A 25,555-nucleotide genomic window follows, 5' to 3' on the forward strand; every position below is an offset into this window, starting at 1 on the left:
CGGCAGGGCGAGCGCTTACCCCACCAGCATCCACGTTGCCGGCACAGCGGCAACCAGCAATAAACCAATTAGCGCCAATTCGCGGCGTTTGAGCGAACGATCGTGCTGGTGCGTACGTCGAGCGTACAAAAAGACCAGAAGACCCGGAGCGTAAAGTACCACCGACAACAGCAAATGCACAGGTCCCGACGCGTATAATAACCATAAGCCATAAATGCAGGCGCCGATACCCACCGCTTTGTGCAGCGGGCGAGTGGCGATTTTCAACAGAAAGGCGCCGACCAGCAGATAGGGGACGAGGATCATCTCTGAGGCGATGGTCAGCAGGGTGCCGTAGTCCGACCCGGTCAACCAGATCAGCACCAGCGATACCTGAACGCTGATATTGGTCAGCCATAGCGAGGCGGACGGGGCATTGTTGCTGTTCTGGCGGGCAAACAGGCGCGGGAAGGCTTTATGCGTGGCGGCCAGGAAAGGCACTTCCGCAGCCATAATCGTCCAGCTCAGGTAGGCGCCACACACCGACACGATCAGGCCCGCCGCAATCACGATTTCTCCCCACGAACCCATCATGTTGACCATCAGTCCCGCCATCGACGGGTTACGCATACCGGCCAGTTCGCTGCGCGGCACCACGCCCAGCGACAGCAGGGTGACCAGCAGATAGACCGTGAGGGCGGAGAGCACCGCCAGCAGCGTTGCGCGACCGACATCGCGCTTGTGTCGGGCGCGGGCAGAAACCACGACGGCACCTTCCACGCCAATAAACACCCACAGGGTGATCAGCATGGTGTTTTTAACCTGCTCCCACACGGGGATTCCCAGCGCCAGTCCGCGGAAATCGAGGCGGAACGTATCCAGCTGGAAGGCCAGGGCGGCGAGCGCGATAAACGCGCCCAGCGGCAGGAGTTTGGCGAGGGTGGCCACCAGGTTAATCCCCGCCGCCGTCTGCACGCCGCGCAGGACCAGAAAATGGACAACCCACAGCAAAACCGAAGCGCCAGCGATAGACTGCCAGGTGTTGCCATCGCCAAACAGGCGCAGCTCAGGGGTATCGGTGAAGAAACTGAGCGCCGAAAAGACGATGACCAGATAGGAGACGTTGGCGATCACCGCGCAGAGCCAGTATCCCCAGGCGGAACAGAAGCCAATCAGCTCACCGAACCCTTCGCGGGCGTAGGTGAAGATCCCGCCGTCGAGGTCGGGGCGAATGCGGGTTAACAGCAGCATGGCGAAGGCGAGGAACAGGATCCCGACGCCGGTGATGGCCCAGCCGATAAGCAAAGCGGAGGGGCTGGCTACGGCAGCCATATTTTGCGGCAAACTGAATACGCCAGCGCCGAGCATTGAGCTAAGGACCAGGGCGGTCAGGGCGCTCAGGCCCAGTTTCTTTTCCATTGCATTCCCGAGGTGAAAATGGCTGTTCCAGAATATTTATTTTGCGAAATCGCATAAAAATGGAGGATTGCGCTAAGGCGCGGGATTTTACGGAGTGTCCGGGAGCCATGCAATGGCGGGGGATGAAAAAAAATGAAAAGGCGGCATTGCGCCGCCTTTTTAGCCAGCCAGCAGTGATTATTTGTACAAATCAGCGCTGATGGTGATGTTGCCGCCGCGTTCCTGCCACTGACGGGTGATGTGGTAGTACTTCGCCCCTTTCTTCGCCGCGCGTTTCGCCGTCTGATAGGAGATTTCCGTCATGTTGCCGTAGTTGCCGGTGAACTGGATATTATCGAACGGCACCATTTGCGCCGCGGTCACTTTGTTCACTTCTTCCACTTTGGTGCCGTCCGGCAGCGTGACAGTGTAACGCCCGCCTTTGGAAGACTGGGTCTCGAAGAAACGACCGACGCCAGTGCCTGAGCCCACAGCCGCGGTGGTGGCGACGCCCGGGATTTCCACGTTTTTCGCGGCTTCACCGCCTTTGGCCAGCGCCGCGCGACCGGCGTCAGAGTCTGCCGGGATGGCGTCCGGGCTCTGCAGCACGCGTTTTTCAGCATCTTTTTTATAGATATAAGCGGTAATGCGCTGGTTGCCGCCCTGGTTGGCATCCACCTGGCGCACGATAAAGAACGCATAGGCGCCTTTCGCTTTTGCCGCTTTGGTGATGGCATCATTGACTTCCGGCTGGCTGCGATAGAAGCCCTGAACGGTGACAGTGTCGTAAGGCATCAGCGTCACGGCCTGATCTTTCGGCAGTTCTACCACGCCATTGATGATGCGATTTTTCGGCGCATCCGCTTGCGGCGCGTTGTCTTTATAGAGGTCAGCCGTGACGCGCCAGTTGCCGCCATTGCCGTAGTCCGACGTGTCGACAACATAGAATGAGGCCGCGCCGTCTTTGTCGGCTTTACGCGATACCGCCTGTACCGCGTCGCCAATGGCATTAAACCGGCCGGTGACGACAACGCGATCGTAGGGCTTCAGCGCAGCCGCCTGCTCCGGGGTCAACTCGGTCGCTGCATGGGCAGACAACGTGGCGGTTGTCAGGAGAGCAGACGCCAGGAGGGTGTTTTTAAGCTTCATAAAAATAATCCTTTGCCTTGCGCAAACCATATACTGGTGTTGTTGTTGACTGAAAACGTTTGATTATTGCATTTAATCGTTGTGACTGTCTGCGTCATTTTTTGCTTGCCGCCCGAATCGTATACTACGGAAAGATAACATTTTTCGATATGTTGAAAAAACAGCCGCTTGACCAGCAAAAACGATAATCGATACCACTTTTATTAGTTAACGTAATGTTAATACAATGATCTCAATGGCGATAAATGGCGTTTTATCACGCTGGATAAGCGGATTATCAGGCCTGAGTGAGAAATTCAGGTAAATATTGCTGCCCGAAACCATCTGTGCTGACAATAAGCAATAAAATCAAAATTTCTGTTTTATCGCTGTAGATCACAATCGCTATTTTCAGTAGGTTATAAAAAGTTTGTTACTGTTTCATTTTGCAGACAGCGGAATGATGGCGAGGAAGATTTCGCCGTCTTGTCGTTGTTGGTCAGAAAAGTAAACCATCATCAAAAACCGATGGAAGGGAAAACTATGCGTATTGGTGTACCACAAGAGAGGCTAGCCCAGGAGACCCGGGCCGCCGCCACGCCGAAGACCGTTGAGCAATTGCTTAAACTCGGCTTTAGCGTCGCGGTAGAAAGCGGGGCCGGGAAACTGGCCAGCTTTGACGATGCCGCCTTTACCCAGGCAGGGGCTGAGATCGTCGCGGGCAACGAGGTCTGGCAGTCTGACATCATCCTCAAGGTCAATGCTCCAAATGACGATGAAATTGCACTGCTGAATCCGGGAACCACGCTGATAAGTTTTATCTGGCCTGCGCAAAACCCGCAGCTGATGGAAAAACTGGCGGCCCGTAATATCAACGTGATGGCGATGGATTCGGTGCCGCGTATTTCTCGCGCCCAGTCGCTGGATGCGCTCAGTTCAATGGCAAACATTGCCGGCTACCGTGCAATCGTGGAAGCGGCCCATGAATTCGGCCGTTTCTTTACCGGACAGATTACGGCGGCAGGCAAAGTTCCGCCCGCGAAGGTGATGGTCATCGGCGCCGGGGTGGCCGGTCTGGCTGCGATTGGCGCCGCCAACAGCCTGGGCGCTATCGTCCGCGCCTTCGATACCCGTCCGGAAGTGAAGGAGCAGGTGCAGAGTATGGGCGCCGAGTTCCTCGAGCTGGACTTTAAAGAAGAAGCCGGCAGCGGCGACGGCTACGCCAAGGTGATGTCTGAGGCCTTTATTAAGGCCGAAATGGCGCTGTTCGCCGCCCAGGCGAAAGATGTCGATATCATCGTCACCACGGCGTTAATTCCGGGTAAACCGGCACCGAAACTGATCACCCGCGAGATGGTCGACTCCATGAAGTCGGGCAGCGTGGTGGTCGACCTCGCCTCGCAAAATGGCGGCAACTGTGAGTACACCGTGCCCGGCGAAGTGGTCACCACCGCCAACGGCGTGAAAATTATTGGTTACACCGATCTGCCGGGCCGTCTGCCGACCCAGTCTTCCCAGCTCTACGGTACCAACCTGGTTAACCTGCTGAAGCTGCTGTGCAAAGAGAAAGATGGCAACATTGTTATCGATTTCGATGACGTGGTGGTGCGCGGCGTGACCGTAGTGCGCGAAGGCGAAATCACCTGGCCGGCGCCGCCGATTCAGGTCTCCGCTCAGCCGCAGGCTGCAGCGAAAAAAGTGGAAGCGCCGAAAGAAGCGGCAAAACCGGTGTCCCCATGGCGTAAATATGCCCTGATAGCGCTGGCGATTATCCTCTTCGGCTGGCTGGCGAACGTCGCGCCAAAAGAGTTTCTTGGCCATTTCACCGTCTTCGCGCTGGCCTGCGTAGTAGGTTACTACGTGGTATGGAACGTCTCCCATGCGCTGCATACGCCGCTGATGTCGGTGACGAACGCGATTTCGGGCATTATCGTTGTTGGTGCGTTGTTGCAGATAGGCCACGGGGGCTGGGTCAGCTTCCTGAGCTTTATCGCGGTACTGATCGCCAGCATTAATATTTTCGGTGGTTTTACCGTGACTCAGCGCATGCTGAAAATGTTTCGCAAAGGATAAGGGGTAGCACATGTCTGGTGGATTAGTTACAGCTGCATACATTGTTGCCGCAATCCTGTTTATTTTCAGCCTGGCGGGTCTGTCGAAACACGAAACGTCGCAGCAGGGCAACTATTTCGGCATCGCCGGGATGGCTATCGCCCTGATCGCCACGATTCTGGGGCCGGACGCCGGCAACGTCGGTTGGATCATCCTCGCGATGGTGATCGGTGGGGCGATCGGTATTCGTCTGGCGAAAAAGGTCGAGATGACCGAGATGCCGGAGCTGGTGGCTATCCTGCACAGCTTCGTGGGCCTGGCGGCGGTGCTGGTGGGTTTTAACAGCTACCTGCAGCATGAAACCGGGATGGAGCAGATTCTGGTCAATATCCATTTGACCGAAGTGTTCCTCGGCATCTTCATCGGTGCAGTCACCTTCACCGGTTCGGTGGTGGCGTTTGGTAAACTGCGCGGCAAAATTTCCTCGAAGCCGCTGATGCTGCCCAATCGCCATAAGCTGAACCTGGCGGCGCTGGTGGTCTCCTTCGTGCTGATGGTGATTTTTGTTCGCGCCGACAGCACTGGTACCCAGGTCCTGTGCCTGCTGGTGATGACCGCGATCGCGCTGGCCTTCGGCTGGCACCTGGTGGCTTCTATCGGCGGCGCGGATATGCCGGTGGTGGTTTCCATGCTCAACTCCTACTCGGGCTGGGCGGCAGCGGCAGCGGGCTTTATGCTGAGCAATGACCTGCTGATCGTCACCGGCGCGCTGGTGGGTTCTTCCGGTGCCATCCTCTCTTACATTATGTGTAAGGCGATGAACCGCTCCTTTATCAGCGTGATTGCTGGCGGCTTCGGCACCGATGGGTCTTCCAGCGGCGGCGATGAAGAAGTGGGCGAACATCGCGAGATTAGCGCGGAAGAGACAGCGGAGATGCTGAAAAACTCGCAGTCGGTGATCATCACCCCTGGCTACGGTATGGCGGTGGCCCAGGCGCAGTATCCGGTGGCAGAAATTACCGAGAAGCTGCGGGCGCGGGGTATCAAAGTACGCTTTGGTATTCACCCGGTGGCCGGGCGTCTGCCGGGGCATATGAACGTGCTGCTGGCGGAAGCCAAAGTGCCTTACGACATCGTGCTGGAGATGGATGAGATCAACGACGATTTCAGCGATACCGACACCGTGCTGGTGATTGGCGCCAACGACACCGTCAACCCGGCGGCGCAGGACGATCCGAAGAGCCCTATCGCGGGTATGCCAGTGTTGGAAGTCTGGAAAGCGCAGAACGTGGTGGTCTTTAAGCGTTCGATGAACACTGGCTACGCCGGCGTACAGAACCCGCTGTTCTTCAAAGAGAACACCCATATGCTGTTTGGGGATGCGAAAGCCAGCGTCGATGCGATCCTGAAAGCGCTGTAATGTAGCACGCTTGTTTTACAACGTTTGTTTATAAGCCGTCTCCTGTGAGACGGCTTTTTTATATGCGGAGAGATGCCTGGAATTGTTCATAAAATAAGCGGTGAGAGATGATATAATGTCCCGGTTATTACATCAGACAGAGGATATTATGGATACCGAGTTAACCCCAACGCAGATGGCCATCGAATTCTTACGCCGCGACACTACCGTCATGACCCCAGCGCAGTATCTGAAAAAGCTGAAACTGCTGGAGCTGGAGTTTGCTGACCTGATGGCGCTCTCATCGCTGGAGCTGAAAGAAGAGATCGATCTGGCCTGGCGTCTGGGTATCCACTAAGCCATTCTCGCTGGACAGTGACAGGGGCCGCCAGCGGCCCTTTTTTTGTGCCTGACTGGCAGCAAGCAAAAAAATCCCCCGCGAGGCGGGGGAAGATGAGCGGTACGAGAAGAGGGTTAATCGTCGTCGTCGTCGTCCAGTTCCACCGGCGTCTGGTAGGCCTCCGGTTTGAGTACCAGCAGGTCACAGCGCAGATGATCGACCACCTGTTCCGCGGTATTGCCGAGGAACGCCGCTGACAGGCCGGTACGTCCGACCGTTCCCAGCACCACGATCCCCGCCTGCAGATGCTCGGCGAGATCCGGGATCACCTCCTCAGGCAGGCCTTTTTCCACGTGGGTGAATTTCTCATCGATGCCAAACTTCTGCCGCAGCGCTTTCATCGCCAGCAGGTGCTGACCGCGAATGGCGTCGTTGTAGACGCTGGGATCAAAATCCGGAAGCTCAATCGCGATATTGATGGGGGTCACCGGGTAGGCGCCGATGAGATGTACTTCGGTATGGTTGACTTCTTGCGCCAGCGACAGCGTTTCCCGAACCAGCTTTTCGTTCAGGGTGTTGTGATAATTCTCTTCGCTGGCGAGATTGACCGCGACCAGCGCTTTGCCACCTTCCGGCCACGGTTGGTCTTTTACCATCCACACCGGGCAGGGGCACTTACGCAACAGATGCCAGTCGGTGGGTGTGAAGATCACTGCCTCCAGTTTGTCGTGCTGGTGGGCCATCTTCAACAGCAGGTCGTGTTTCTCGCTAATAACTTCCTGAATAATGGCTTCGAAGGGGCGGTTGTGCCACACCACTTTTACGTCGATCGGCACACCCGATTCAATATAGAATTTCGCCTGCTCGCGGATCCAGGCTGTACGTTGGGCAATAACGCCCTGGCGCATCGCCGTTCGTTCGTCCGGCGACAGCAGGGTGGTCATTTCATAAGAAAAATCATAGATCGGCAAAAAGGCTTTGATGCGTCCACCAATCCGTTGGTGCAGGTACACCGCGCGCCTAAGTGCCGGCTGGTCGTCCTGGTTAGGATCGATTACTACCAGCATGCTCTGATACTTCGCCATACAGGGTCTCCTTACAACTGCAGCTACCGTCAGTTACTAAAAAGATAACCTATATGGATGAATTGAAACAGGGGAGGAGCCTGGTCAGATCAACAAATCTTAAAAAATTGCCGATCGTGACCAGGTGGTGCGCAGAGATTAAGCGACGTTGCGCGCCTGACCGGCCAGCTGGGCCAGCAGATCGCTGTTTTCAATAGTGATGTATTTGCCTTTCACTGCCAGCATGCCGCTTTTCTGGAAACGCCCCAGCAGACGGCTGATGGTTTCGACAGTGAGGCCGAGATAGTTACCGATGTCGCCGCGGGTCATGGTCAGGCGGAACTCACGGGGTGAGAAGCCGCGCTGGGCGAAACGACGAGAGAGGTTGTAGATAAACGCCGCCAGGCGCTCTTCGGCATTCTTTTTGGAAAGCAGCAGGATCATATCCTGGTCGCCTTTAATCTCGCCGCTCATCAGGCGCATCATCTGCTGACGCAGATTCGGCATTTTTCCGGAAAGATCGTCAAGGGTTTCGAAGGGGATTTCGCAGACCATCGAGGTTTCCAGCGCCTGCGCAAAGCTCGGGTGCAGACCGGTGCCGATGGCGTCGAAGCCCACCAGATCGCCCGCCAGATGGAAGCCGGTGATCTGCTCATCACCTTGCTCAGTGATGGTGTAGCTTTTGATGGTCCCGGAGCGAATAGCGTACAACGACTTCAGCTCATCACCGGCTTTGAACAAGGTTTGACCTTTCTGGATAGGCTTTTTCCGCTCGATAATATTATCCAGCTGATCAAGCTCATGCTCGTTCAGAGTAAAGGGGATGCAGAGCTGGCTGATACTGCAATCCTGACAATGGATAGCACAACCGCCAGACTGAATGCGTCGAATAATTCGCTTCTCAGGGATCATATGTCTGCTCAGGCCTTAATTGATATTGGTCAATTTTAACATCTTTTTGATCAGCAGGTAAGTCTTCAGACCCGGAAACACGTAATATCAGCAGGGTAAATCAAAACGGATGCATATCTGCTTGATAAGCAATAGATTATTTCGCTATGTTTGATTGTAAAATTACCTGAAGATTCCAGAAAAGGCATTTTCAGTCAAAGTAAAAGATACCCTTCATGGCGCAATAACCACTCTTTTCGCTGCACGCCCCCGGCATAGCCGGTCAGGGTACCGTTACGCCCGATGACCCGATGGCAGGGCACCACGATACTCACCGGATTGGCGCCATTGGCGGCGCCCACCGCGCGCGCGGCGCCGGGGCGTCCGAGCGCCTCGGCCAGTTGGCCATAGTGCATCACCTGGCCGCAGGGGATATCGCGTAACGCCTGCCAGACCTGGCGCTGGAACGGTGTGCCGGCGGTGGCGGTAGCCAGGGTATCGATAATCGCCAGATCGCCGGCGAAATAGTCGTTCAGCTTACTGCTGAGGCCGCCTGGGTTGCGGCAGTCGACGCGCTGATAGCCTTCCCGGCGATAGTGAACGTCGAGCAGGGTTTCCATCCGATCGCGGTGCTCGTCCCACTCGACGGCGCGCAAATTAAACTGTTCGTCGCAAAGTACCCACAGCGGCCCCAGCGGGGTATCCATTTTATCCTGCAGCAAGGTCAACATCGTTTCTGTCATCCACCATCGTACATGAGGGGCACACGATACCACGCGCTGACGACAGTCAACTATACTCCCAAAAGATAAAGCCGCATCACGGGCTGGCGCTCTGCGTAAGCCACAATGATTTATTTTTGGATCGATCCTGGCGGGTTATCGGGCATGGTTTTTGCTACTTTTTAACTGACGATGCCGGTGCTTCACGCGCCCGGTAGGGTGCCGACGCCTCAGCGCGGCGCTATTAATCACTCAGAGGTGGAGCTATGCAATATATACTGACTGGCGTACTGGTATTGATCATCAGCGGCTTAGCGATCCACGGTCTGACCCTGGTGTTTGAAAGGGTGTACAAAGCGCTTTTCTATAAATTAGCCAGTGTGGATCATGCGGCCAGCAAAGTGAAAACGAAGGTGTCGCGTTAAGGCTATACGGCCATCCCTGGCCTGTCAGCAGGTTAAGGAAGATGCGGATAGATGCCCGGGCCGATCGGCAGTCCCACCAGATACCAGCCCACCAGCAACAGCAGCCAGACGGCAAGAAAAATCAGCGGGTAAGGGAGCACCAGCGAGTAGTAGGTGCCGAGGCGGGCATCCGGTCGGTAGCGCTGTAGGAAGCCGAGAAACAGCGGCACAAACGGCGACACCGGCGCCAGCGGCAGCACCGATGAATCGGCGATGCGAAAGAGGATCTGCGCAAAGGCCGGGTGAAAGCCCAGCAGCATAAACATCGGCACGAAGATAGGCGCCAGAATCGACCAGATGGCCGAGCCGCTGGCGATAAACATACACAGAAAAGCCGACAGCAGCGCGAGCCCGACAAACGCCGGGACGCCGTTCATCCCGGCGCTCTCCAGCAGGTCCGTCAGACCGACGGCCATAAACTTGCCCATGTTGCTCCAGTTGAACATCGCCACGAACTGCGCCAGCGGGAAGACCATCACGATAAACCCGGCCATCTCTTTCATCGGCTCAATCATCAGCTGCGGCAGGTCGGCCTGGCGGCGAATTTTGCCGGTGGCGATGCCGTATGCCAGCGACACGACAAAGAAGAAAAAGATAATCAGCGGCACGATGCCTTTGATAAACGGCGAGGGCATCACCGTGTGCTGAACCGGATCGCGAAGAATGCCGTTTTCAGGAACCACCATCAGGGCGATGACCGCCACGAACGCCAGCGTCGCTACCCCGGCGATGCGCAGGCCGAAACGCTCCTCAGTGGTCAGGGTCTGCAGCTTTTCATCGCGGCTGCCTTGCCACTGCCCCAGCCGCGGCTCCACCAGCTTATCGGTGATCAGTCCGCCGACGAGCGTCAGGACGATCACTGAGGTCGCCATAAAGTACCAGTTGTCGATCACGCTGACGTGCAAAGAGGCATCGATGGATTTTGCCGCCTCGGTGCTGATCCCCGAGAGCAGTACGTCGGTGGTGACGATCAGTAAATTGGCGGTAAAGCCGCAGCCCACACCGGCAATCGCCGCCAACAGGCCGGCGACAGGATGCCGACCGACGGCGAGGAACATCAGCGCGCCCAGCGGCGGCATAATTACCAGCGCCGCGTCAGAAGAGATATGGCTGAAGAAGGCGATAAACAGCACCATATAGCTGGCATAGCGGGCGCTGACGTGAGAGGCCATCTTCACCATCAGTGCGGGTAACAGGCCCACCCGCTCGGCGAAGCCGGCGCCCAGCACCAGGGCGAGGATCGCCCCCAGCGGCGCGAAACCGCTGAAGTTTTTAATGACGTTGGGCAAAAACCAGTGCAACCCTTCCACGCTGAGCAGATTTTTGACCACCACCCGTGAACCATCCGTAGGGTTCTGCACCCCGACGTTGAAGGCGGAAAGTATCGCCGTAGCCGCGATCAGCGCCACGATAAGATAGATAAACAGCAAAAACGGGTGCGGGACTTTGTTACCGATCTTCTCTACCCAGCCATAGCGCTTTCCGCCGGGGGAAGACGACGGTATGGATGACATACTCATGGGCGTTCCTCTGTTGTCGTTGTTGTGTTGGGCAGGCCTGCTCCCGTACTGCCGGCGGTTATTATGGTCGGTGCGTGCCGCGATGCCGGTCAGCGTTGGCCAGGAGTAGCCTGTCTTAAGTGGTTATCGTAAAACGGACGGACTCACCTCCGCCGGGATCGGGCAACGATAGGGGCGTTCGGCCAGTACCTGCCTGAGTTCTTGCTGGCTGGCCGCCAGCAGGGCGCTGTCGCTGAATAAACGGATCGCGGTCGCCGCGAGCACTTTCCCCGCCAGCAACATCCCTTTATGGGCGATGGAGGTTCTGCCCTGACTCACCAGCTGCCAGCTGTGCAGCGGGGTTCCCACCGCGAAGCACGGGCTGAAGCACTGAGCCACCGGCGCTTTCCAGCTGACATCGCCGACGTCAGTGGAGCCGGCGAGGACGTTATCCGTGGCCGCCCAGGGCGCCACCTCATCAATCAGCAGCGTGTCGCGGTGGCGACGAGCGAACGTTTTACCTTCCTCGCCACTGGTGCCGGCAATATTGTTCAGGCTGTTGTTAATATCGTTGGCGCTGAGGGTGGCGCGTATCGCCGCGGCAAAAGCGCGCTCCTCGTCGCTCCAGGCGGGGGTACCGTAATGACAGACCGCCTGATACATCGCCGCCTCAAGCGTGCGGTTGGGGAGATAGCTGGAGCAGGCTTTTTCAAAGCGGCAGCTGACCTGGGTCTCGGTCATCAGCGCGGCCCCCTGAGCAATCTTCTCGATGCGGGCGAAGATCTGCTCCGCGTCGGCCATCTCCGGCGCACGGATCAGATACAGCACTTCCGCCTGAGCCTGCACCACGTTTGGCGAGACACCGCCGGTATCGGTAATGGCATAATGGACCCGCGACTTCTCGATGATATGTTCATTGAGGAAGTTGCTGCCGGTGGTCATCAGAGTGACGGCATCCAGCGCGCTCCGGCCCAGGTGCGGCGAATTCGCAGCGTGGGCGGCGGTGCCGGTAAAACGCCATGCCGCCTGAATATTGGCGAGGGTGCGGGTGCTGAACATCCCGGCCCAGGCTTCCGGATGCCAGGTCAGCGCCGCATCGACATCATCAAACAACCCTTCGCGCACCATAAAGGTTTTTCCCGATCCGCCTTCCTCGCCGGGACAACCATAGAAGCGCAGCGTGCCCGCGCCGCCATGCTGTTGCAGCCAGGCTTTGGCGGCGACCGCCGCGGCGAATGCCGCCGTACCGAGCAGATTGTGCCCGCAGCCGTGGCCGTTGGCTCCCGGTGTCGAGGGTGTCGGTTCCGCGCAGTGGGCCTGCTGGCTGAGGCCCGCCAGGGCGTCAAATTCGCCGAGCAGGGCAATCACCGGTTGGCCTTCGCCGACGCTGGCGATAAAGGCATTCGGGATCCCACCCGCATCGCGAGTGAGCTGGAAACCTTCTGCCTCCAGTGCATCCGCCAGGCGTTGGGCGGACCAGTACTCCTCAAAGCGGGTCTCCGGGTGATCCCAGATGTCATCGGCGATGGCGCAGTACGCCTCGCGTCGCGTCTCAATCATCTCGTCCACAAACTGAAAAATGGCTTCCATTACACCCCCCGCTGCCAGGGAAAGTTAAGCGCGATACGCGCCAGAGTTTCTACCGCTAGCGCCATGACGCTCTCGTCGAAGTCAAACTTCTCGTTGTGGTGACCGGCGCTCAGTTCGGTGCCGAAAATCATGTATGAGGCGAGGCCGCCGCGCGCCTGGACCCGGGCCATCATCAGGGTGGCGTCTTCCGAGCCCGCCGGGGCGGCGATACGATCCACCGCCTGTTGCACGCCGGGCACCCCGGCGGCCTGTTCGCGGAGATAGTCCACCCACGCCGGCGACGGTGCGCTGGCGGTCGCCGCGCCCATCATGCGTAGTTCGTAGCGGGCTTCGTACATCGCCGCCGCCCCGGCGACGACGTGCTGCGCCCGCTCGAACACGTACTGGTTAATGGCTTCGCTTTCACCGCGGGTTTCCACTTTTAACAGCGCGGAAGAGGGCACCACGTTGCGCCCGGTGCCCGCCTGCATCACCCCGACGTTGACCCGCGAGGCGCCGGCGCTGTGCGGCGGGATGGCGTGCAGGCCAAGAGCGGCCTGGGCGGCGGCCAGCAGCGCGTTGCGCCCCTCCTCCGGCTTGCCGCCGGCGTGGGCGGCCACGCCGCTGAACTGCACGTCGAATTTAGTGGTGGCCATAAAGTTGTCGCCGCCGCAGACGACGGTACCTACCGGCACACCGGTCCCGATATGGATCGCCGTGAAATAATCCACGTCATCCACCACGCCGGCGGCCACCATCGCCCGGGCGCCGCGGGTGCCCTCTTCAGCGGGCTGGAAAATCAGTTTGATCACCCCGTTGAGCTGCGCGGCATACTGCTTCAGGACATGCGCCAGGCCCAGCCCGATGGCGGTATGGCCATCATGGCCGCAGGCGTGCATCATGCCGGCGTTGCAGGAGGCGAAATGGTCGCGATGAGGGCGGTGGCTGTCGTCGTGCTGTTCATTGAGGTCAAGGGCATCCATATCGACGCGGAAGGCCAGGGTTGGGCCGGGCCGCCCGGTGTCGAGCGTGGCGACCACGCCGGCGAAACCGCCTTCAAACGCCGGCAGCCAGCGTTCCGGCGCGCCCTGTTCGCGGGCGCGCTCGAAAGCCTGGGCCAGGGTATCCTCGTCCGGCAGCCCCATCCGGCTATCGGCATCGATGACATCGCGCCCCAGCGCCAGCTGATAGCCGAGCCCGTCGAGGATCTCCGCCACCTTGCTGGCAGTGCGGAATTCCAGCCAGCCGGATTCCGCGTGCAGGTGAAAATCACGGCGCCATTGGATCATGGCCGGCGCCAGCTGGTGGAGGTATTCATCAAGTTGCGGCATAGCTCATCCTGTCATAAGTAAAAAATGTGACGGCGTTCACGATGTGATAGCTTTTGTTTATCACTTGCGTTTTACAGGCCGTATCCCACTTAACCTGCCATAGCCTGATGGATTACAGTAGATGTAATTTTCTTCTGTCTGATAAATAATGGTTATCACCGAAAGCATGGCATTTCAGATTAAATTTCATCATATCCGCGCCTTCGTCGAAGTGGCCCGGGAAGGGAGTATTCGCGGCGCCAGCCGGGCGCTGGCGGTCTCGCAGCCGGCCCTGACCAAAGCGATTAAAGAGCTGGAGGAGGGGCTTTCCGCCCAGCTGTTCGTGCGCCGCAGTCAGGGGGTGGCGCTGACCGAAAACGGCGAAAGCTTTTACCAACATGCGAGCTTGATCCTTGAGGAACTGCGGGCGGCGCAGGACGAACTGCTGCAGCGCCAGGGCGAGCAGGCCGGGCAAATTAATATTGGCCTTGGCGCCAGCGTCGCCCGGTCGCTGATGCCGTCGGTGATCTGTCGCTTTCATCAGCAGCATCCGCAGGTAAAGGTGCGGATTATGGAGGGCCAGCTGCTGGCGATGATCAATGAGCTGCGCCAGGGAGAGCTGGATTTCACCATCAATACCTATTACCCCGGGCCGTACGACCATGAGTTCAGCTTTGAGAAACTGTTTGAGAAACCGTTCGCGGTGTTCGCCCGTGCAGGACATCCTGCGGCGCAGGCCACCTCGCTGGGGGAGTTGATGGATCACCACTGGACCATGCCGACGCCGCGCGGCAGCTACTTTAAACAGCTGCAGGACCGGCTTAATCAGGCCGGGTTAGCGCCTAAGGTAGATATTGTTTGCGAAACCTTCTCGTCGTGCATTAGCCTGGTGGTGAAAAGTGATTTTCTCAGCATCCTGCCGGTGGAGCTCGGCAACGATCCGCTGATGGCGGACAAGCTGGTGATGATCCCTGTCCGCGACGTCTTGCCGACGGCCACCTATTATCTGATCCAGCGGCGCGATACCCGGCAGACGCCATTAACGGCGTCGTTAATCACGCTGTTTCGCCGCCAAAGCCGACAATTGTTTCCTTAATCGCCCGTCTCGCTCACTTTGCCAGCGAACGCGGCTAAACGCGTTGAGGGGGAAGCGCCGGGCGGCTATAGTAGCTGGCGACAGCCGCTGGAGGAGAGCCCATGAACCTTGATGACAAATCCCTGTTTCTTGACGCCATGGAAGATGTCCAGCCTCTGAAACGTAACAATGACGTGCACTGGCATCCCGGGCGCAACAGCCGGGCCCCGCAGCGCGTCGATACCCTGCAACTGGATAATTTTCTCACCACCGGCTATCTCGATATCGTGCCGCTCGCCACGCCGCTGGAGTTTAAGCGTGAAGGGCTGCAGAGCGGCGTGCTGGATAAGCTGCGGCGGGGGAAATACAGCCAGCAGGCGAGCCTCTCCCTGCTGCGCCAGCCGGTGGAACAGTGCCGACAGATGCTCTTCGCCTTTATGGTGCAGGCGCAGAAAGAGGGGTTACGTAATGTGCTGATCGTTCACGGCAAAGGCCGCGACGACCAGTCCCACGCCAATATTATCCGCAGCTATCTGGCGCGCTGGCTGGAAGAGCTGCCGGAGGTGCAGGCCTTCTGCGCCGCGCTTCCACATCATGGCGGCAGCGGCGCCTGCTATGTCGCGCTGCGTAAATCGGCCGAGGCGAAGCAGGAGACCTGGGAGCAGCACGCCAAGCGCAGTCGTTAGCGCAGAAGCAGCGTCAGCTCGCGGGCGGCTTTTTGCAGCTCCGGCAGCACGCGATCGATCATCTCGCGGGCCGACATCTGGCCCGCATGCACCCCAACGTTCAGCGCCGCCTGGACCTGCCCCTGAGCGTTAAACAGCGGTACCGCGAGGGAGCGCAGGCCCATCTCCAGCTCCTGGTCGTTGAGGGCATACCCCTGCTGATGCACCCGTTTCAGTTCGGCGCGCAGCTTCGCCACCGAATCCACCGTCTGCGGGGTATAGCGGATCATGGTCACCCGAGCCAGCATGTCGTTGAGCTTCTCCTCCGGCTGATGGCTGAGCAGCACCCGGCCCATCGAGGTCGCCCAGGCCGGAAGGCGGCTGCCGATATCCAGGTCGATGGTCATAATCCGCGAGCTGGAGGCGCGGGCGATATACAGAATATCGTCCCCGTCGAGGGTGGCGATGGAGCAGGACTCGTTGAGCATTTCGCTCAGATGTCGCAGCACCGGCTGCGCCGAACGCGCCAGCGGCGTCGAGGCCAGCCAGGCGTGGCCCAGCGCCAGGATCCGCGGTCGCAGCTGGAAATTCTTACCGTCTTCGGCATACACGAACCCCAGCTTGCTCAGGGTATACAGGCAGCGGCGCACCGCCGCGCGCGGAATGCCGGTCTTCTGGCTGATCTGCGAGATAGACAGCAGGGGCCGCTGCGGCGTGAACGCCTGAATCACCTCCAGGCCGCGCGCCAGGGAGGCCATAAAGTTAGGATCGCCCTTAAACGGATCGCCGTCGCCGGTCAGTAAATCGTCTGGATGCTTGTCCATTTCTGTTCCCCATATTTGCCATCGATCACATTCTTTCGCTAAAGATAACCGATGTTCGATTATCGCACCATATTTCGATTATCGCCCTTGACCGACATCGTTAAGCGGGTCACATTTTGTGCGAACAACGAATAAAAGTGCGATTACCGCACATCACTGGAGCGACCTGATGATTGATAAAAGCGTATCGACGCTGAGCGAGGCCATCGCCGGGATCCACGACGGGGCGACTATTATGATCGGCGGCTTTGGTCCCGCCGGCCAGCCGACCTTTCTGATTGACGCCCTGATTGACCAGGGCGCCCGCGACCTGACCATCATTAATAACAACGCCGGCAACGGGGAAGTGGGTCTCGCGGCGCTGCTGAAAGCCGGGCGAGTACGCAAGATGATCTGCTCCTTCCCGCGCCAGGTGGATTCCCAGATTTTCGATGACCTCTATCGCCGCGGCAAAGTGGAGCTGGAGCTGGTGCCGCAGGGTAACCTCGCGGCGCGGATCCAGGCGGCTGGCGCCGGGCTGGGGGCAGTGTTTACCCCCACCGGCTACGGCACACCGCTGGCGGAAGGCAAGGAGACGCGGGAAATCGATGGTCGCCATTACGTACTGGAATATCCGATTAAAGCCGATTTCGCGCTGATTAAGGCCCATCAGGGCGACCGCTGGGGCAACCTGGTCTATCGCAAGGCGGCGCGCAACTTTGGCCCGATCATGGCGACGGCGGCGAAAACCACCATCGTCGAGGTCTCGCAGCTGGTGCCGCTGGGCGACCTCGACCCGGAACACATCATCACCCCCGGCATTTTCGTCCAGCGTGTCTTCTCGCTGGAAAACCTGACTGCCGCACAACGCGCCTGAGGAGCCCGAGATGCAAAAACTGACCCGTGACGAAATGGCCCAGCGCGTGGCCCGCGATATTCCCGAAGGCGCTTACGTCAACCTCGGCATCGGCCTGCCGACCCGCATTGCCAATTACCTGCCCGCCGACAAAGAAGTGTTCCTGCACAGCGAAAACGGCCTGTTGGGGATGGGGCCGAAACCGCAGCCCGGGGAAGAAGATCCCGAGCTGATCAATGCCGGTAAAGAGTATGTCACCCTCCTGCAGGGCGGCTGCTATTTCCACCACGGCGACTCCTTCGCCATGATGCGCGGCGGCCATCTCGATATCTGCGTGCTGGGGGCCTATCAGGTCTCCGCCAGCGGCGACCTCGCCAACTGGAGCACCGGTGCGCCGGATGCGATCCCGGCCGTTGGCGGGGCGATGGATCTGGCCATCGGCGCCCGCCAGGTGTTCGTGATGATGGACCACCTGACCCGTGACGGCGAGTGCAAGCTGGTGGCGCAGTGCAGCTACCCGCTGACCGGCGTCGGCTGCGTCAGCCGGATCTATACCGACCTGGCGGTGATCGACATCACCGACCGCGGCCCGGTGGTACGTGAAATCTTTAACGGTCTCTCTTTTGAAGAGCTGCAGCGCATCACTCCGGTGGCGCTGACCTTTGAACAACTGGCGGAAAGCGCGTAAGGAACCTATGATGAATCAGGCATTTATCTGTGATGCGGTACGTACACCCTTTGGCCGTTTCGGTGGTACCCTGGCGACGATGCGCGCCGACGACCTCGCGGCGCTGCCATTAAAAGCCCTGCTGGAGCGTAACCCGGGACTGGATCCCTCGCGCATTGACGATGTGATCTTTGGCTGCGCCAACCAGGCCGGGGAAGATAACCGCAACGTGGCGCGGATGGCGCTGCTGCTGGCCGGGCTGCCGGAGAGCGTGCCCGGGAGCACCATCAACCGCCTGTGCGGTTCCAGCCTCGATGCGATCGGCGTCGCGGCGCGGGCGATTAAAAGCGGCGAGACGCAGCTGATGATCGCCGGTGGCGTGGAGAGCATGTCCCGCGCGCCGTTTGTGATGGGGAAAGCAGAGAGCGCCTTTAGCCGCAGCATGCAGATGGAGGATACCACCATCGGCTGGCGCTTTATTAACCCGCAGATGAAAGCCCTGTTCGGCGTGCATTCCATGCCGGAGACGGCGGAAAACGTCGCCGATGAGTTTGCCATTTCCCGTGCCGATCAGGACGCGTTCGCCTTACGCAGTCAACTGCGTACCGCCGCGGCGCAGGAGGCGGGGCGTTTCGCCGATGAGCTGATCGCCGTCCAGGTGCCGCAGCGTAAAGGCGAGCCACTGCTGTTTAGCCGCGATGAGCACCCGCGCAGTACCTCGCTGGAGGCGCTGGCTAAACTGCGCGGCGTGGTGCGCGCCGACGGCAGCGTCACCGCCGGTAACGCCTCCGGCGTTAACGATGGCGCCTGTGCGCTGCTGCTGGCCAGCGAGACGGCGCTGGCGGTTCACGATCTTCAACCGCTGGCCCGGGTGGTCGGCGTGGCGACGGCGGGTGTTGCGCCGCGGATCATGGGCTTTGGCCCGGCGCCCGCGGTGCGTAAGGTGCTGGCGCAGACCGGCCTGACATTAGCCCAGATGGATGTCATCGAACTGAATGAAGCCTTCGCCGCTCAGGCGCTGGCGGTGACCCGTGATCTGGGCTTACCGGATGATGCCGCCCACGTGAACCCTAACGGCGGGGCGATCGCGCTGGGCCACCCGCTCGGTGCCTCCGGCGGCCGGCTGGCGATGACCGCGGCTTATCAGCTGAAACGGACCGGCGGCCGCTACGCCCTGTGCACCATGTGCATCGGCGTCGGACAGGGGATCGCCCTGATTATTGAACGTGTTTAAGGAGCCAGAATGAGTTTGTTGACCCCAATGCTGCGCAGCAGTCCGCTGACCGACTGGTTCAGCGACGCGCAGCGGGTGCAGGGCATGCTGGATTTTGAAGCGGCGCTGGCGCAGGCGCAGGCCGTCTGCGGGATGGTGCCGCCGGAAGCGGTCGGGCCGATTGTCGCGGCCTGCCGCCACGAGACCATCGATTTTGCCGCGCTGGGCGAGGCGGCGGTGGGGGCCGGTAACCTGGCGATCCCGCTGGTGAAACAGCTGACGGTACAGGTAAAAGCGCGAGATCCCGAGGCTGCGCGCTACGTCCACTGGGGAGCCACCAGTCAGGACGCCATCGACACCGGACTGGTGCTCCAGCTGCGCGGGGCGCTGGATGCCGCTGAGACCTTGCTTGAGCAGCTGTTGGCTGCCCTGGCTCTCCAGGCGGATCGTTATCGCGATACTGTCATGCCGGGTCGGACCTGGATGCAGCATGCGCTGCCGGTGACCTTTGGCCTGAAGCTGGCGGGCACCCTCGACGCGCTCCTGCGCTGGCAGCAGCGGCTGCGCGAGATGCGTCCGCGGCTGCTGGTGCTGCAGTTTGGCGGCGCCGCGGGCACTCTGGACGCGCTAAAAGAGAAAGGGCCGGCGGTTGGCCAGGCGCTGGCGCAGATCCTCGGTCTGTCGCTGCCGGATACCCCGTGGCACAGCCAGCGCGATCGGCTGCTGGAGGCGGGCGCCTGGTTTGCCGGTGTCTGCGGTACCCTGGGGAAATTCGCTAACGACTTCTCCCTGCTGATGCAGACCGAAGTGGCTGAGGTCGGCGAGCCGGTGGCGGAAGGCCGCGGCGGCTCATCGACGATGCCGCATAAGCGCAATCCGGTGGCCTGCGCGGCGATCCTGACCGCCGCCCAGCGTACGCCGGGGCTGATGGCGACCCTCTACGCCAGCCAGCTCCAGCAGCACGAGCGGGCGCTGGGCGGCTGGCAGGCGGAGTGGGAGACGCTGCCGGATCTGATTACTCTGGTGGGCGGGGCGCTGGCGCAAAGTGAAGCGCTGGTGCGCGATATGCAGGTCTTCCCGCAGAAAATGCGTGCCGATCTCGATATCACCCGCGGGCTGATCATGGCCGAGGCGGTGACCCTGGCGCTGGCGGAATTCATCGGCAAAGCCGAGGCGCATCATCATATCGAGGCGCTGTGCCGTCAGGCGCTGGACCGTCACTCTCCGCTGGTCGATCTGCTCGCGGCTGACCCACAGGTCAGTCAGTATCTCTCTCGTGAACGCTTAACCACGCTGCTGGACCCGGCAACGGCGACCGGCAGCGCCGAACGCTTTGTGCGCCAGGTGCTGGCGCGTTATCAGGAGCAACGTGATGAATCTTGATTATCAACTCGACGGGCCGGAGGGCGCGCCGGTTATCGTCCTCTCCAACTCGCTGGGCACCACCCGGGCGATGTGGCAGCCGCAGATCGAGGCGTTAACCGCCCATTTTCGGGTGCTGCGCTATGACACCCACGGTCACGGTAATACGACGAAAAATGGCAAAGTGACCCTCGCCCAGCTGGGGGAAGATGTGATTGCGCTGCTCGATCACCTGAATATCGACCGCGCCTGGTTCTGCGGGATCTCGATGGGCGGTCTGACCGGCCTGTGGCTGGGACGCTTTGCGCCAGAACGTTTTTATGGTCTGGCCGTTGCCAACACCGCGGCGCGCATTGGCGATCAGGCCAGCTGGCTGTCGCGGGCGCGGGCGGTACGCCAGGAGGGAATGGCGGTGGTGGCCGCCGGGGCGGCGGATCGCTGGTTCACTCATGCGTTTCGCCAGAAGGCGCCGGAGGTGGTGGAGGCGCTATGCCACCAGTTAACCCATACCGACGTCGAAGGCTATGCCGCCTGCTGCGAGGCGCTGGCCGCCGCCGACCTGCGGGGCGAAGTGGGGCAGATCCCGCTGCCGACATTAATTATCGCCGGTGAAAGTGACCCTGTCACTACGGTCAGTGACGCCAGTTTCCTGCAGCAGCAGATCCCCTCTTCCCAGGTGGTGGTGCTGGCGGCATCGCATCTGTCAAACATTGAGGCGCCGAAAAGCTTTACTTCGGCGCTGCTAAGCTTTTTCCAGGGGGAACGCCATGGAGGATAAACAGCGCTATCAGGACGGAATGACGGTACGGCGCAAAGTATTGGGCGACGCCCACGTCGACCGTACCCTGCAGCATCTGACGCCGTTGAATGACGAGTTTCAGGACTTTATCACCCGCTACGCCTGGGGTGAGACCTGGACCCGTCCGGGGCTCGACCACCACACCCGCAGCATGATCACCATTGCCATGCTGATTGCTCTCAATCGCGAGGCGGAGCTGAAGATGCATCTGCGCGCGTCGTTTAACAACGGGGTCACCCGCGATGAGCTGAAAGAGTTGATCATGCACTCTGCGCTGTACTGTGGGCTGCCGGCGGCGAATGCCACGATGCATCTGGCGCAGCAGGTGTTTGACGACATCGACGCCGCGCAGGGTTGAGTCGTCGTCCGAGTCGGATTGCCCGGCAGTCGTTGTAGGCCGGGTAAGGCGCAGCCGCCACCCGGCGAAATAACGGCACAACCGGAAATGTCCCTGTTCGCACTATGTTTGGCAGGGCTACAACTTCTATGTTAATTCCGGGCAGATTGCGCTCCCGGTTGATCTTCTGCGTTATGTCTCTTATGGCGCGGGGAGCGCACAGGGGGCGGCCAGTCGCCGCCGCCCCCTGTACCCCCGGGCTCCGGCCAGCAAAATCGCCACTGCGTGGTGCCTTCGACTTATCCCTGCAGGCTGCCCCGGCCTGCCGGGAACGTCTCAGCGATTTTGAGGCCGCCAGCATCGGCAGTTTCAGTCGCGCAAGTGGGTAAATGAGTGACAGGTCGCACGATCCGTAGGCCGGGCAAGGCGTTAGCCACCGCCCGGCACAAACGCGGCTCTGCGCTGGCTGTTCTTGCTCAGCGGTGAAGCCGCCACCCGGCGGAAATGCCGCTATATTAGCCCTTATTTCTCAGGCTCCTGCGGCGCGACGGCTGGGGCGGCGTACCAGGCCTCCTGCGGCACCACCACCGCCGCCTTGGGCTGCATCACAAAGTTCGGCGACATAATCTGCACGCCGAATTCGTTAAACACATCAATAATACTGCTATGCAACGCGTTGCGGCCATCCGGCAGCTTAGTTGTGGGGAGCAAGCGCACCTGCAGCTCATACGCGGTGTACCAGTCAAGCAACCCCAGCTTGCGAACTATCGGGGCGATTTGTTGATCCACCCCAGGGGTGCGTCTTGCCGCCAGCTCCAGCAGCGCATGCACCTGACGCCACGGCGTATCGTAGCCGATGGTGACGCTGGTGGTGAGATTGAACCCGCCGTCGGTGCTCTCGGCGCTGAGATTAATAATTTTCCCGCTCACCACCACGGCGTTCGGGACGGTGACAATGTAATTCTCACGGGTGAGGATCTTGGTCGCCAGCACGCCAATCTCGCTGACCTGTCCCTCATTGTCGGCGAGGCGGATCCAGTCGCCTTTGCGCAGCGCCCGGGAGTAGATCAGCACCAGGCCGCTCATCGCATGGGTCATCACTCCGGTCGATCCGAGGGTCAGCATCAGGCCGAAGAATACGCTAATGCCTTTGAAGGCGAGGGAGTTGGCGCCGGGAAGGAACGGGTAGGCGGCGGACAGGGCAAACAGCCAGATGACCACCGAGATCAACCGACGGGTGGCGCTGACAGTTTCCGGATGGATGCCCGGCACCTGAATGCGGCCGGCGGCGACCTGGTCGAGAGCCACTTTCACCAGGCGAATGATGAGCCAGGTGATCAGGAAAATCAGTACCACAATCATCAGCCCCGGCAGGGAGGCGACAATCGACAGGGAGAGATCGCGGATCACGCCCAGCGACCAGTCACCCAGCGATTCACTCCACACCCGTGTCCAGGGAAACAGGCTGAAGGCCCAGCTCAGCCAGAGATAACTGGCCAGCATGCCGACGAGAATGACCAGCACAGCATAGAGTCGAACTTCAATATTGCCGAGATAGCGCCGCCAGTGCTGCGGGATGGCGCTGCGTTTTTCAAGGATCCGCAGCAGGAAAAAGCGCCGCACCCGCCGCCAGGCGCGGAAGGCGCCGTAGTAAAACAGCGCCAGCAGCAGCCCTCCGGCCAGCGCTTTGCCGGCGGAAAGCAGCAGATAACGGTTGTTGAACTGTTCCTGCAGGCTGGTGCGCTGGGCCTCCATTCGCGCCAGCACCCGCTGGGCCGCCTGGTCGAGCGTTAAATCATCGCCCTCATCGAGATCCGCCTGGCTCAGCAGCAGCACCGGTTTGCCGTTCATCAGAAACAGCCGGCCCGGCTGACCATAGCGGTTGACCGCAACGACCCGCAGCGGTTGGCGAATATCGTCTTCAGTAAAGGCGCGTAAGGCGCTGCGGGTACGCAGGACGCGCTCTTCGGGCGTGGTCTGGCCGAAAGTAGCCTGCAACATGACGACAGGTTGATGGAAAATCGTGACTGTGCGTGCCTGCTCGCGGGCGGTCGGCTGCTGTCGCGGTTCGGCAGCCAGCGCCGGCTTTAGCACCAGCAGCGCCAGCGCCCAGAGGATCACCACGCTCATCCTGTTCATAGAGGCACCTGAGAAAGAGAATTATTGTTATTTTTCAGCAAACAACGGACGGCTTGTAGTTGAGCATAGCCTGGCGCGAAATGAATTCAAGCTGGCGCGGCGTGGGCATAAAAAAAGCCGTCGCCCAAACGGCGACGGCCTGATATCAGCGTCAGAAGTGAGCGTTAGCCGTGCTGTTGACAGCCGGCACACTGCTTATTCTGGATCTGCTGGAAGAAGTCGTTACCTTTATCATCAACCAGAATAAACGCCGGGAAATCTTCCACTTCGATTTTCCAGATAGCTTCCATCCCCAGTTCCGGATAGGCCACGCACTCGAGGCTCTTAATGCTCTGCTGGGCGAGCACTGCTGCCGGGCCGCCGATGCTGCCGAGGTAGAAGCCGCCGTGTTTATGGCAGGCATCGGTCACCTGCTGGCTGCGGTTGCCTTTCGCCAGCATCACCATGCTCGCGCCGTGCGACTGCAGCAGATCGACATAAGAGTCCATGCGGCCTGCGGTAGTCGGACCGAGGGAGCCGGAGGCATAACCGGTCGGCGTCTTCGCCGGGCCCGCGTAGTAGATCGGGTGATCTTTGACGTACTGCGGCAGCGCCTCGCCGTTATCAATAAGCTCTTTTAGCTTGGCGTGGGCGATGTCGCGGGCCACGATGATGGTGCCGTTGAGGCTCAGGCGGGTGGAGACCGGGTGCGCCGACAGTTGCGCCAGGATTTCGCTCATCGGCTGATTCAGGTTGATGCTGACGACATTGCCTTCACCCTGCTGACGCAGATGTTCAGGGATATATTTCCCCGGATTGCTCTCCAGCTTCTCGATCCAGATGCCGTCGCGGTTGATTTTCGCTTTGATGTTGCGGTCGGCGGAGCAGGAGACGCCCATGCCGATCGGGCAGGAGGCGCCGTGGCGCGGCAGACGGATCACCCGGATATCGTGAGCGAAGTATTTCCCGCCAAACTGCGCGCCGAGGCCGAGGTTCTGCGCTTCCTGCAGCAGTTCCTGCTCCAGCTGGACGTCGCGAAACGCCTGACCGTGCTCGTTGCCTTCGGTCGGCAGGCCGTCGTAGTAGCGTGTGGAGGCCAGCTTCACGGTCTTCAGCGTCGCTTCTGCCGAGGTACCGCCGATCACAAACGCGATGTGGTATGGCGGGCAGGCGGCGGTACCGAGGGTACGCATCTTCTCGACCAGATAGTTTTTCAGCTTCGCCGGAGTGATCAGCGCTTTGGTTTCCTGATAGAGATAGGTTTTATTGGCGGAACCGCCGCCTTTCGCCATGCACAGGAACTTATACTCTTCGCCGTCGACGCTGTAGAGATCGATCTGCGCCGGCAGGTTGGTGCCGGTGTTGACCTCTTTATACATATCCAGCGGCGCGTTCTGCGAGTAACGCAGGTTATCTTCGGTATAGGTGTTGTAAACGCCCTGCGCCAGGGCGGCTTCATCGCCACCGCCGGTCCAGACGCGCTGGCCTTTTTTACCCATGATGATGGCGGTGCCGGTATCCTGACAGGTCGGCAGAATACCTTTGGCGGCGATTTCGGAGTTGCGCAGGAACTGCAGCGCCACGTATTTGTCGTTTTCGCTGGCTTCCGGGTCGAGCAGAATCGAGGCGACCTGCTGCTGATGGGAGACGCGCAGCATAAAGGCGGCGTCGTGGAAGGCCTGCTGGGCGAGCAGGGTCAGCGCCTGCGGCTCTACTTTCAGAACCGGCTGGCCGTCAAATTCGGCGACAGAGACGTGCTCTTTGCTGAGCAGATAGTATTCGGTATCGTCGTGCGCCAGCGGGAACGGATCCTGATAAACAAACGGTTTAGTCGACATAGTCACT

General features: G+C 59.9%; 23 protein-coding genes. 12 read left to right on the forward strand and 11 right to left on the reverse strand.

Going from position 1 to position 25,555, the window contains the following annotated elements:
* Positions 1-15: 15 nt before the first annotated feature.
* Positions 16-1,398, reverse strand: coding sequence for an amino acid permease (locus SPE70_RS11905; RefSeq protein WP_012541893.1), 1,383 nt, complete (start codon positions 1,396-1,398; stop codon positions 16-18).
* Between the two features lie 177 nt (positions 1,399-1,575).
* Positions 1,576-2,526, reverse strand: a complete 951-nt coding sequence (ydgH, locus tag SPE70_RS11910; RefSeq protein WP_008805066.1) for a DUF1471 family protein YdgH — start codon at positions 2,524-2,526, stop codon at positions 1,576-1,578.
* Between the two features lie 522 nt (positions 2,527-3,048).
* On the opposite strand from ydgH, the gene pntA reads away from it, so the two are divergent.
* The 3 genes from pntA to SPE70_RS11930 all read left to right on the forward strand — a co-directional run bounded on the left by pntA (position 3,049) and on the right by SPE70_RS11930 (position 6,314).
* Positions 3,049-4,578, forward strand: a complete 1,530-nt coding sequence (gene pntA / locus SPE70_RS11920; protein WP_022065678.1) for a Re/Si-specific NAD(P)(+) transhydrogenase subunit alpha — start codon at positions 3,049-3,051, stop codon at positions 4,576-4,578.
* 10 nt (positions 4,579-4,588) lie between these two features.
* Positions 4,589-5,977 carry a Re/Si-specific NAD(P)(+) transhydrogenase subunit beta gene (pntB, locus tag SPE70_RS11925; RefSeq protein ID WP_012541888.1) on the forward strand — a complete coding sequence of 463 codons (1,389 nt, stop codon included), beginning with the start codon at positions 4,589-4,591 and terminating at the stop codon, positions 5,975-5,977.
* Positions 5,978-6,125: 148 nt separating this feature from the next.
* The gene (locus SPE70_RS11930) at positions 6,126-6,314 is read left to right on the forward strand and encodes a YdiH family protein (RefSeq protein ID WP_004887037.1); all 189 of its coding nucleotides are present in this window, start codon (positions 6,126-6,128) and stop codon (positions 6,312-6,314) included.
* 116 nt (positions 6,315-6,430) lie between these two features.
* Here the strand turns inward: SPE70_RS11930 and uspE are convergent, their stop codons facing one another.
* The 3 genes from uspE to ogt all read right to left on the reverse strand — a co-directional run bounded on the left by uspE (position 6,431) and on the right by ogt (position 8,982).
* Positions 6,431-7,381 carry a universal stress protein UspE gene (gene uspE, locus SPE70_RS11935; RefSeq protein ID WP_008805063.1) on the reverse strand — a complete coding sequence of 317 codons (951 nt, stop codon included), beginning with the start codon at positions 7,379-7,381 and terminating at the stop codon, positions 6,431-6,433.
* Between the two features lie 138 nt (positions 7,382-7,519).
* Positions 7,520-8,272 (reverse strand): fumarate/nitrate reduction transcriptional regulator Fnr, encoded by a 753-nt coding sequence (fnr, locus tag SPE70_RS11940; protein WP_002903394.1) that lies wholly within the window; start codon positions 8,270-8,272, stop codon positions 7,520-7,522.
* Positions 8,273-8,466: 194 nt separating this feature from the next.
* Positions 8,467-8,982 (reverse strand): methylated-DNA--[protein]-cysteine S-methyltransferase, encoded by a 516-nt coding sequence (gene ogt / locus SPE70_RS11945; RefSeq protein ID WP_012541887.1) that lies wholly within the window; start codon positions 8,980-8,982, stop codon positions 8,467-8,469.
* A 257-nt stretch (positions 8,983-9,239) separates the two neighbouring features.
* Here ogt and SPE70_RS11950 point away from each other — a divergent pair, with 257 nt between their 5' ends.
* Positions 9,240-9,398 carry a hypothetical protein gene (locus SPE70_RS11950; protein ID WP_012541886.1) on the forward strand — a complete coding sequence of 53 codons (159 nt, stop codon included), beginning with the start codon at positions 9,240-9,242 and terminating at the stop codon, positions 9,396-9,398.
* A gap of 32 nt (positions 9,399-9,430) precedes the next feature.
* Here SPE70_RS11950 and abgT read toward each other — a convergent pair whose 3' ends face one another.
* The 3 genes from abgT to SPE70_RS11965 form a co-directional block, all read right to left on the reverse strand.
* Entirely contained in the window at positions 9,431-10,957 is a 1,527-nt protein-coding gene (abgT, locus tag SPE70_RS11955) for a p-aminobenzoyl-glutamate transporter (protein WP_064170122.1), read from the reverse strand.
* A 123-nt stretch (positions 10,958-11,080) separates the two neighbouring features.
* Positions 11,081-12,526, reverse strand: coding sequence for a M20 family metallopeptidase (locus tag SPE70_RS11960; RefSeq protein WP_064170121.1), 1,446 nt, complete (start codon positions 12,524-12,526; stop codon positions 11,081-11,083).
* Positions 12,526-13,836 (reverse strand): M20 family metallo-hydrolase, encoded by a 1,311-nt coding sequence (locus SPE70_RS11965; RefSeq protein WP_064170120.1) that lies wholly within the window; start codon positions 13,834-13,836, stop codon positions 12,526-12,528. The genes SPE70_RS11960 and SPE70_RS11965 overlap by 1 nt, the downstream gene beginning before the upstream one ends.
* 166 nt (positions 13,837-14,002) lie before the next feature.
* Between SPE70_RS11965 and SPE70_RS11970 the strand changes: the two genes are divergently transcribed.
* Positions 14,003-14,911 (forward strand): LysR family transcriptional regulator, encoded by a 909-nt coding sequence (locus tag SPE70_RS11970; RefSeq protein WP_008805057.1) that lies wholly within the window; start codon positions 14,003-14,005, stop codon positions 14,909-14,911.
* 101 nt (positions 14,912-15,012) lie between these two features.
* Positions 15,013-15,576, forward strand: coding sequence for a DNA endonuclease SmrA (gene smrA, locus SPE70_RS11975; RefSeq protein ID WP_064143855.1), 564 nt, complete (start codon positions 15,013-15,015; stop codon positions 15,574-15,576).
* Here the strand turns inward: smrA and SPE70_RS11980 are convergent.
* On the reverse strand, positions 15,573-16,379 hold the full coding sequence (locus tag SPE70_RS11980) for an IclR family transcriptional regulator domain-containing protein (protein ID WP_008805055.1): 807 nt from the start codon (positions 16,377-16,379) through the stop codon (positions 15,573-15,575). The two genes, smrA and SPE70_RS11980, sit on opposite strands and share 4 nt — an antisense overlap.
* Before the next feature lie 169 nt (positions 16,380-16,548).
* On the opposite strand from SPE70_RS11980, the gene SPE70_RS11985 reads away from it, so the two are divergent.
* From SPE70_RS11985 to pcaC, 6 genes are read left to right on the forward strand one after another with little or no spacing between them, the layout of a single operon-like run.
* Positions 16,549-17,235 (forward strand): 3-oxoacid CoA-transferase subunit A, encoded by a 687-nt coding sequence (locus SPE70_RS11985; RefSeq protein WP_008805054.1) that lies wholly within the window; start codon positions 16,549-16,551, stop codon positions 17,233-17,235.
* Between the two features lie 10 nt (positions 17,236-17,245).
* Entirely contained in the window at positions 17,246-17,902 is a 657-nt protein-coding gene (locus SPE70_RS11990) for a 3-oxoacid CoA-transferase subunit B (RefSeq protein WP_012541879.1), read from the forward strand.
* Between the two features lie 10 nt (positions 17,903-17,912).
* Positions 17,913-19,115: a 3-oxoadipyl-CoA thiolase gene (gene pcaF, locus SPE70_RS11995; RefSeq protein ID WP_064170119.1), complete on the forward strand. Its 1,203-nt coding sequence runs from the start codon at positions 17,913-17,915 to the stop codon at positions 19,113-19,115.
* A gap of 9 nt (positions 19,116-19,124) precedes the next feature.
* Positions 19,125-20,477 carry a 3-carboxy-cis,cis-muconate cycloisomerase gene (locus SPE70_RS12000; protein WP_136047371.1) on the forward strand — a complete coding sequence of 451 codons (1,353 nt, stop codon included), beginning with the start codon at positions 19,125-19,127 and terminating at the stop codon, positions 20,475-20,477.
* Entirely contained in the window at positions 20,467-21,234 is a 768-nt protein-coding gene (gene pcaD / locus SPE70_RS12005) for a 3-oxoadipate enol-lactonase (protein WP_016160947.1), read from the forward strand. Before SPE70_RS12000 ends, pcaD begins: the two co-directional genes overlap by 11 nt.
* Positions 21,224-21,613, forward strand: a complete 390-nt coding sequence (gene pcaC, locus SPE70_RS12010) for a 4-carboxymuconolactone decarboxylase (protein WP_008805049.1) — start codon at positions 21,224-21,226, stop codon at positions 21,611-21,613. The genes pcaD and pcaC overlap by 11 nt, the downstream gene beginning before the upstream one ends.
* Before the next feature lie 501 nt (positions 21,614-22,114).
* On the opposite strand, the gene SPE70_RS12015 is transcribed toward pcaC, so the two are convergent.
* A complete protein-coding gene (locus tag SPE70_RS12015) occupies positions 22,115-23,731 on the reverse strand; it encodes a mechanosensitive ion channel family protein (protein ID WP_064170117.1) in 1,617 nt (538 codons plus the stop codon).
* A gap of 164 nt (positions 23,732-23,895) precedes the next feature.
* Positions 23,896-25,548 carry a class I fumarate hydratase FumA gene (fumA, locus tag SPE70_RS12020; protein WP_008805047.1) on the reverse strand — a complete coding sequence of 551 codons (1,653 nt, stop codon included), beginning with the start codon at positions 25,546-25,548 and terminating at the stop codon, positions 23,896-23,898.
* Between the last annotated feature and the right edge of the window lie 7 nt (positions 25,549-25,555).

Source organism: Klebsiella sp. ZJOU C1 (genome assembly GCF_035620215.1).
GTDB classification, from domain to species: Bacteria; Pseudomonadota; Gammaproteobacteria; order Enterobacterales; family Enterobacteriaceae; genus Klebsiella; species Klebsiella variicola.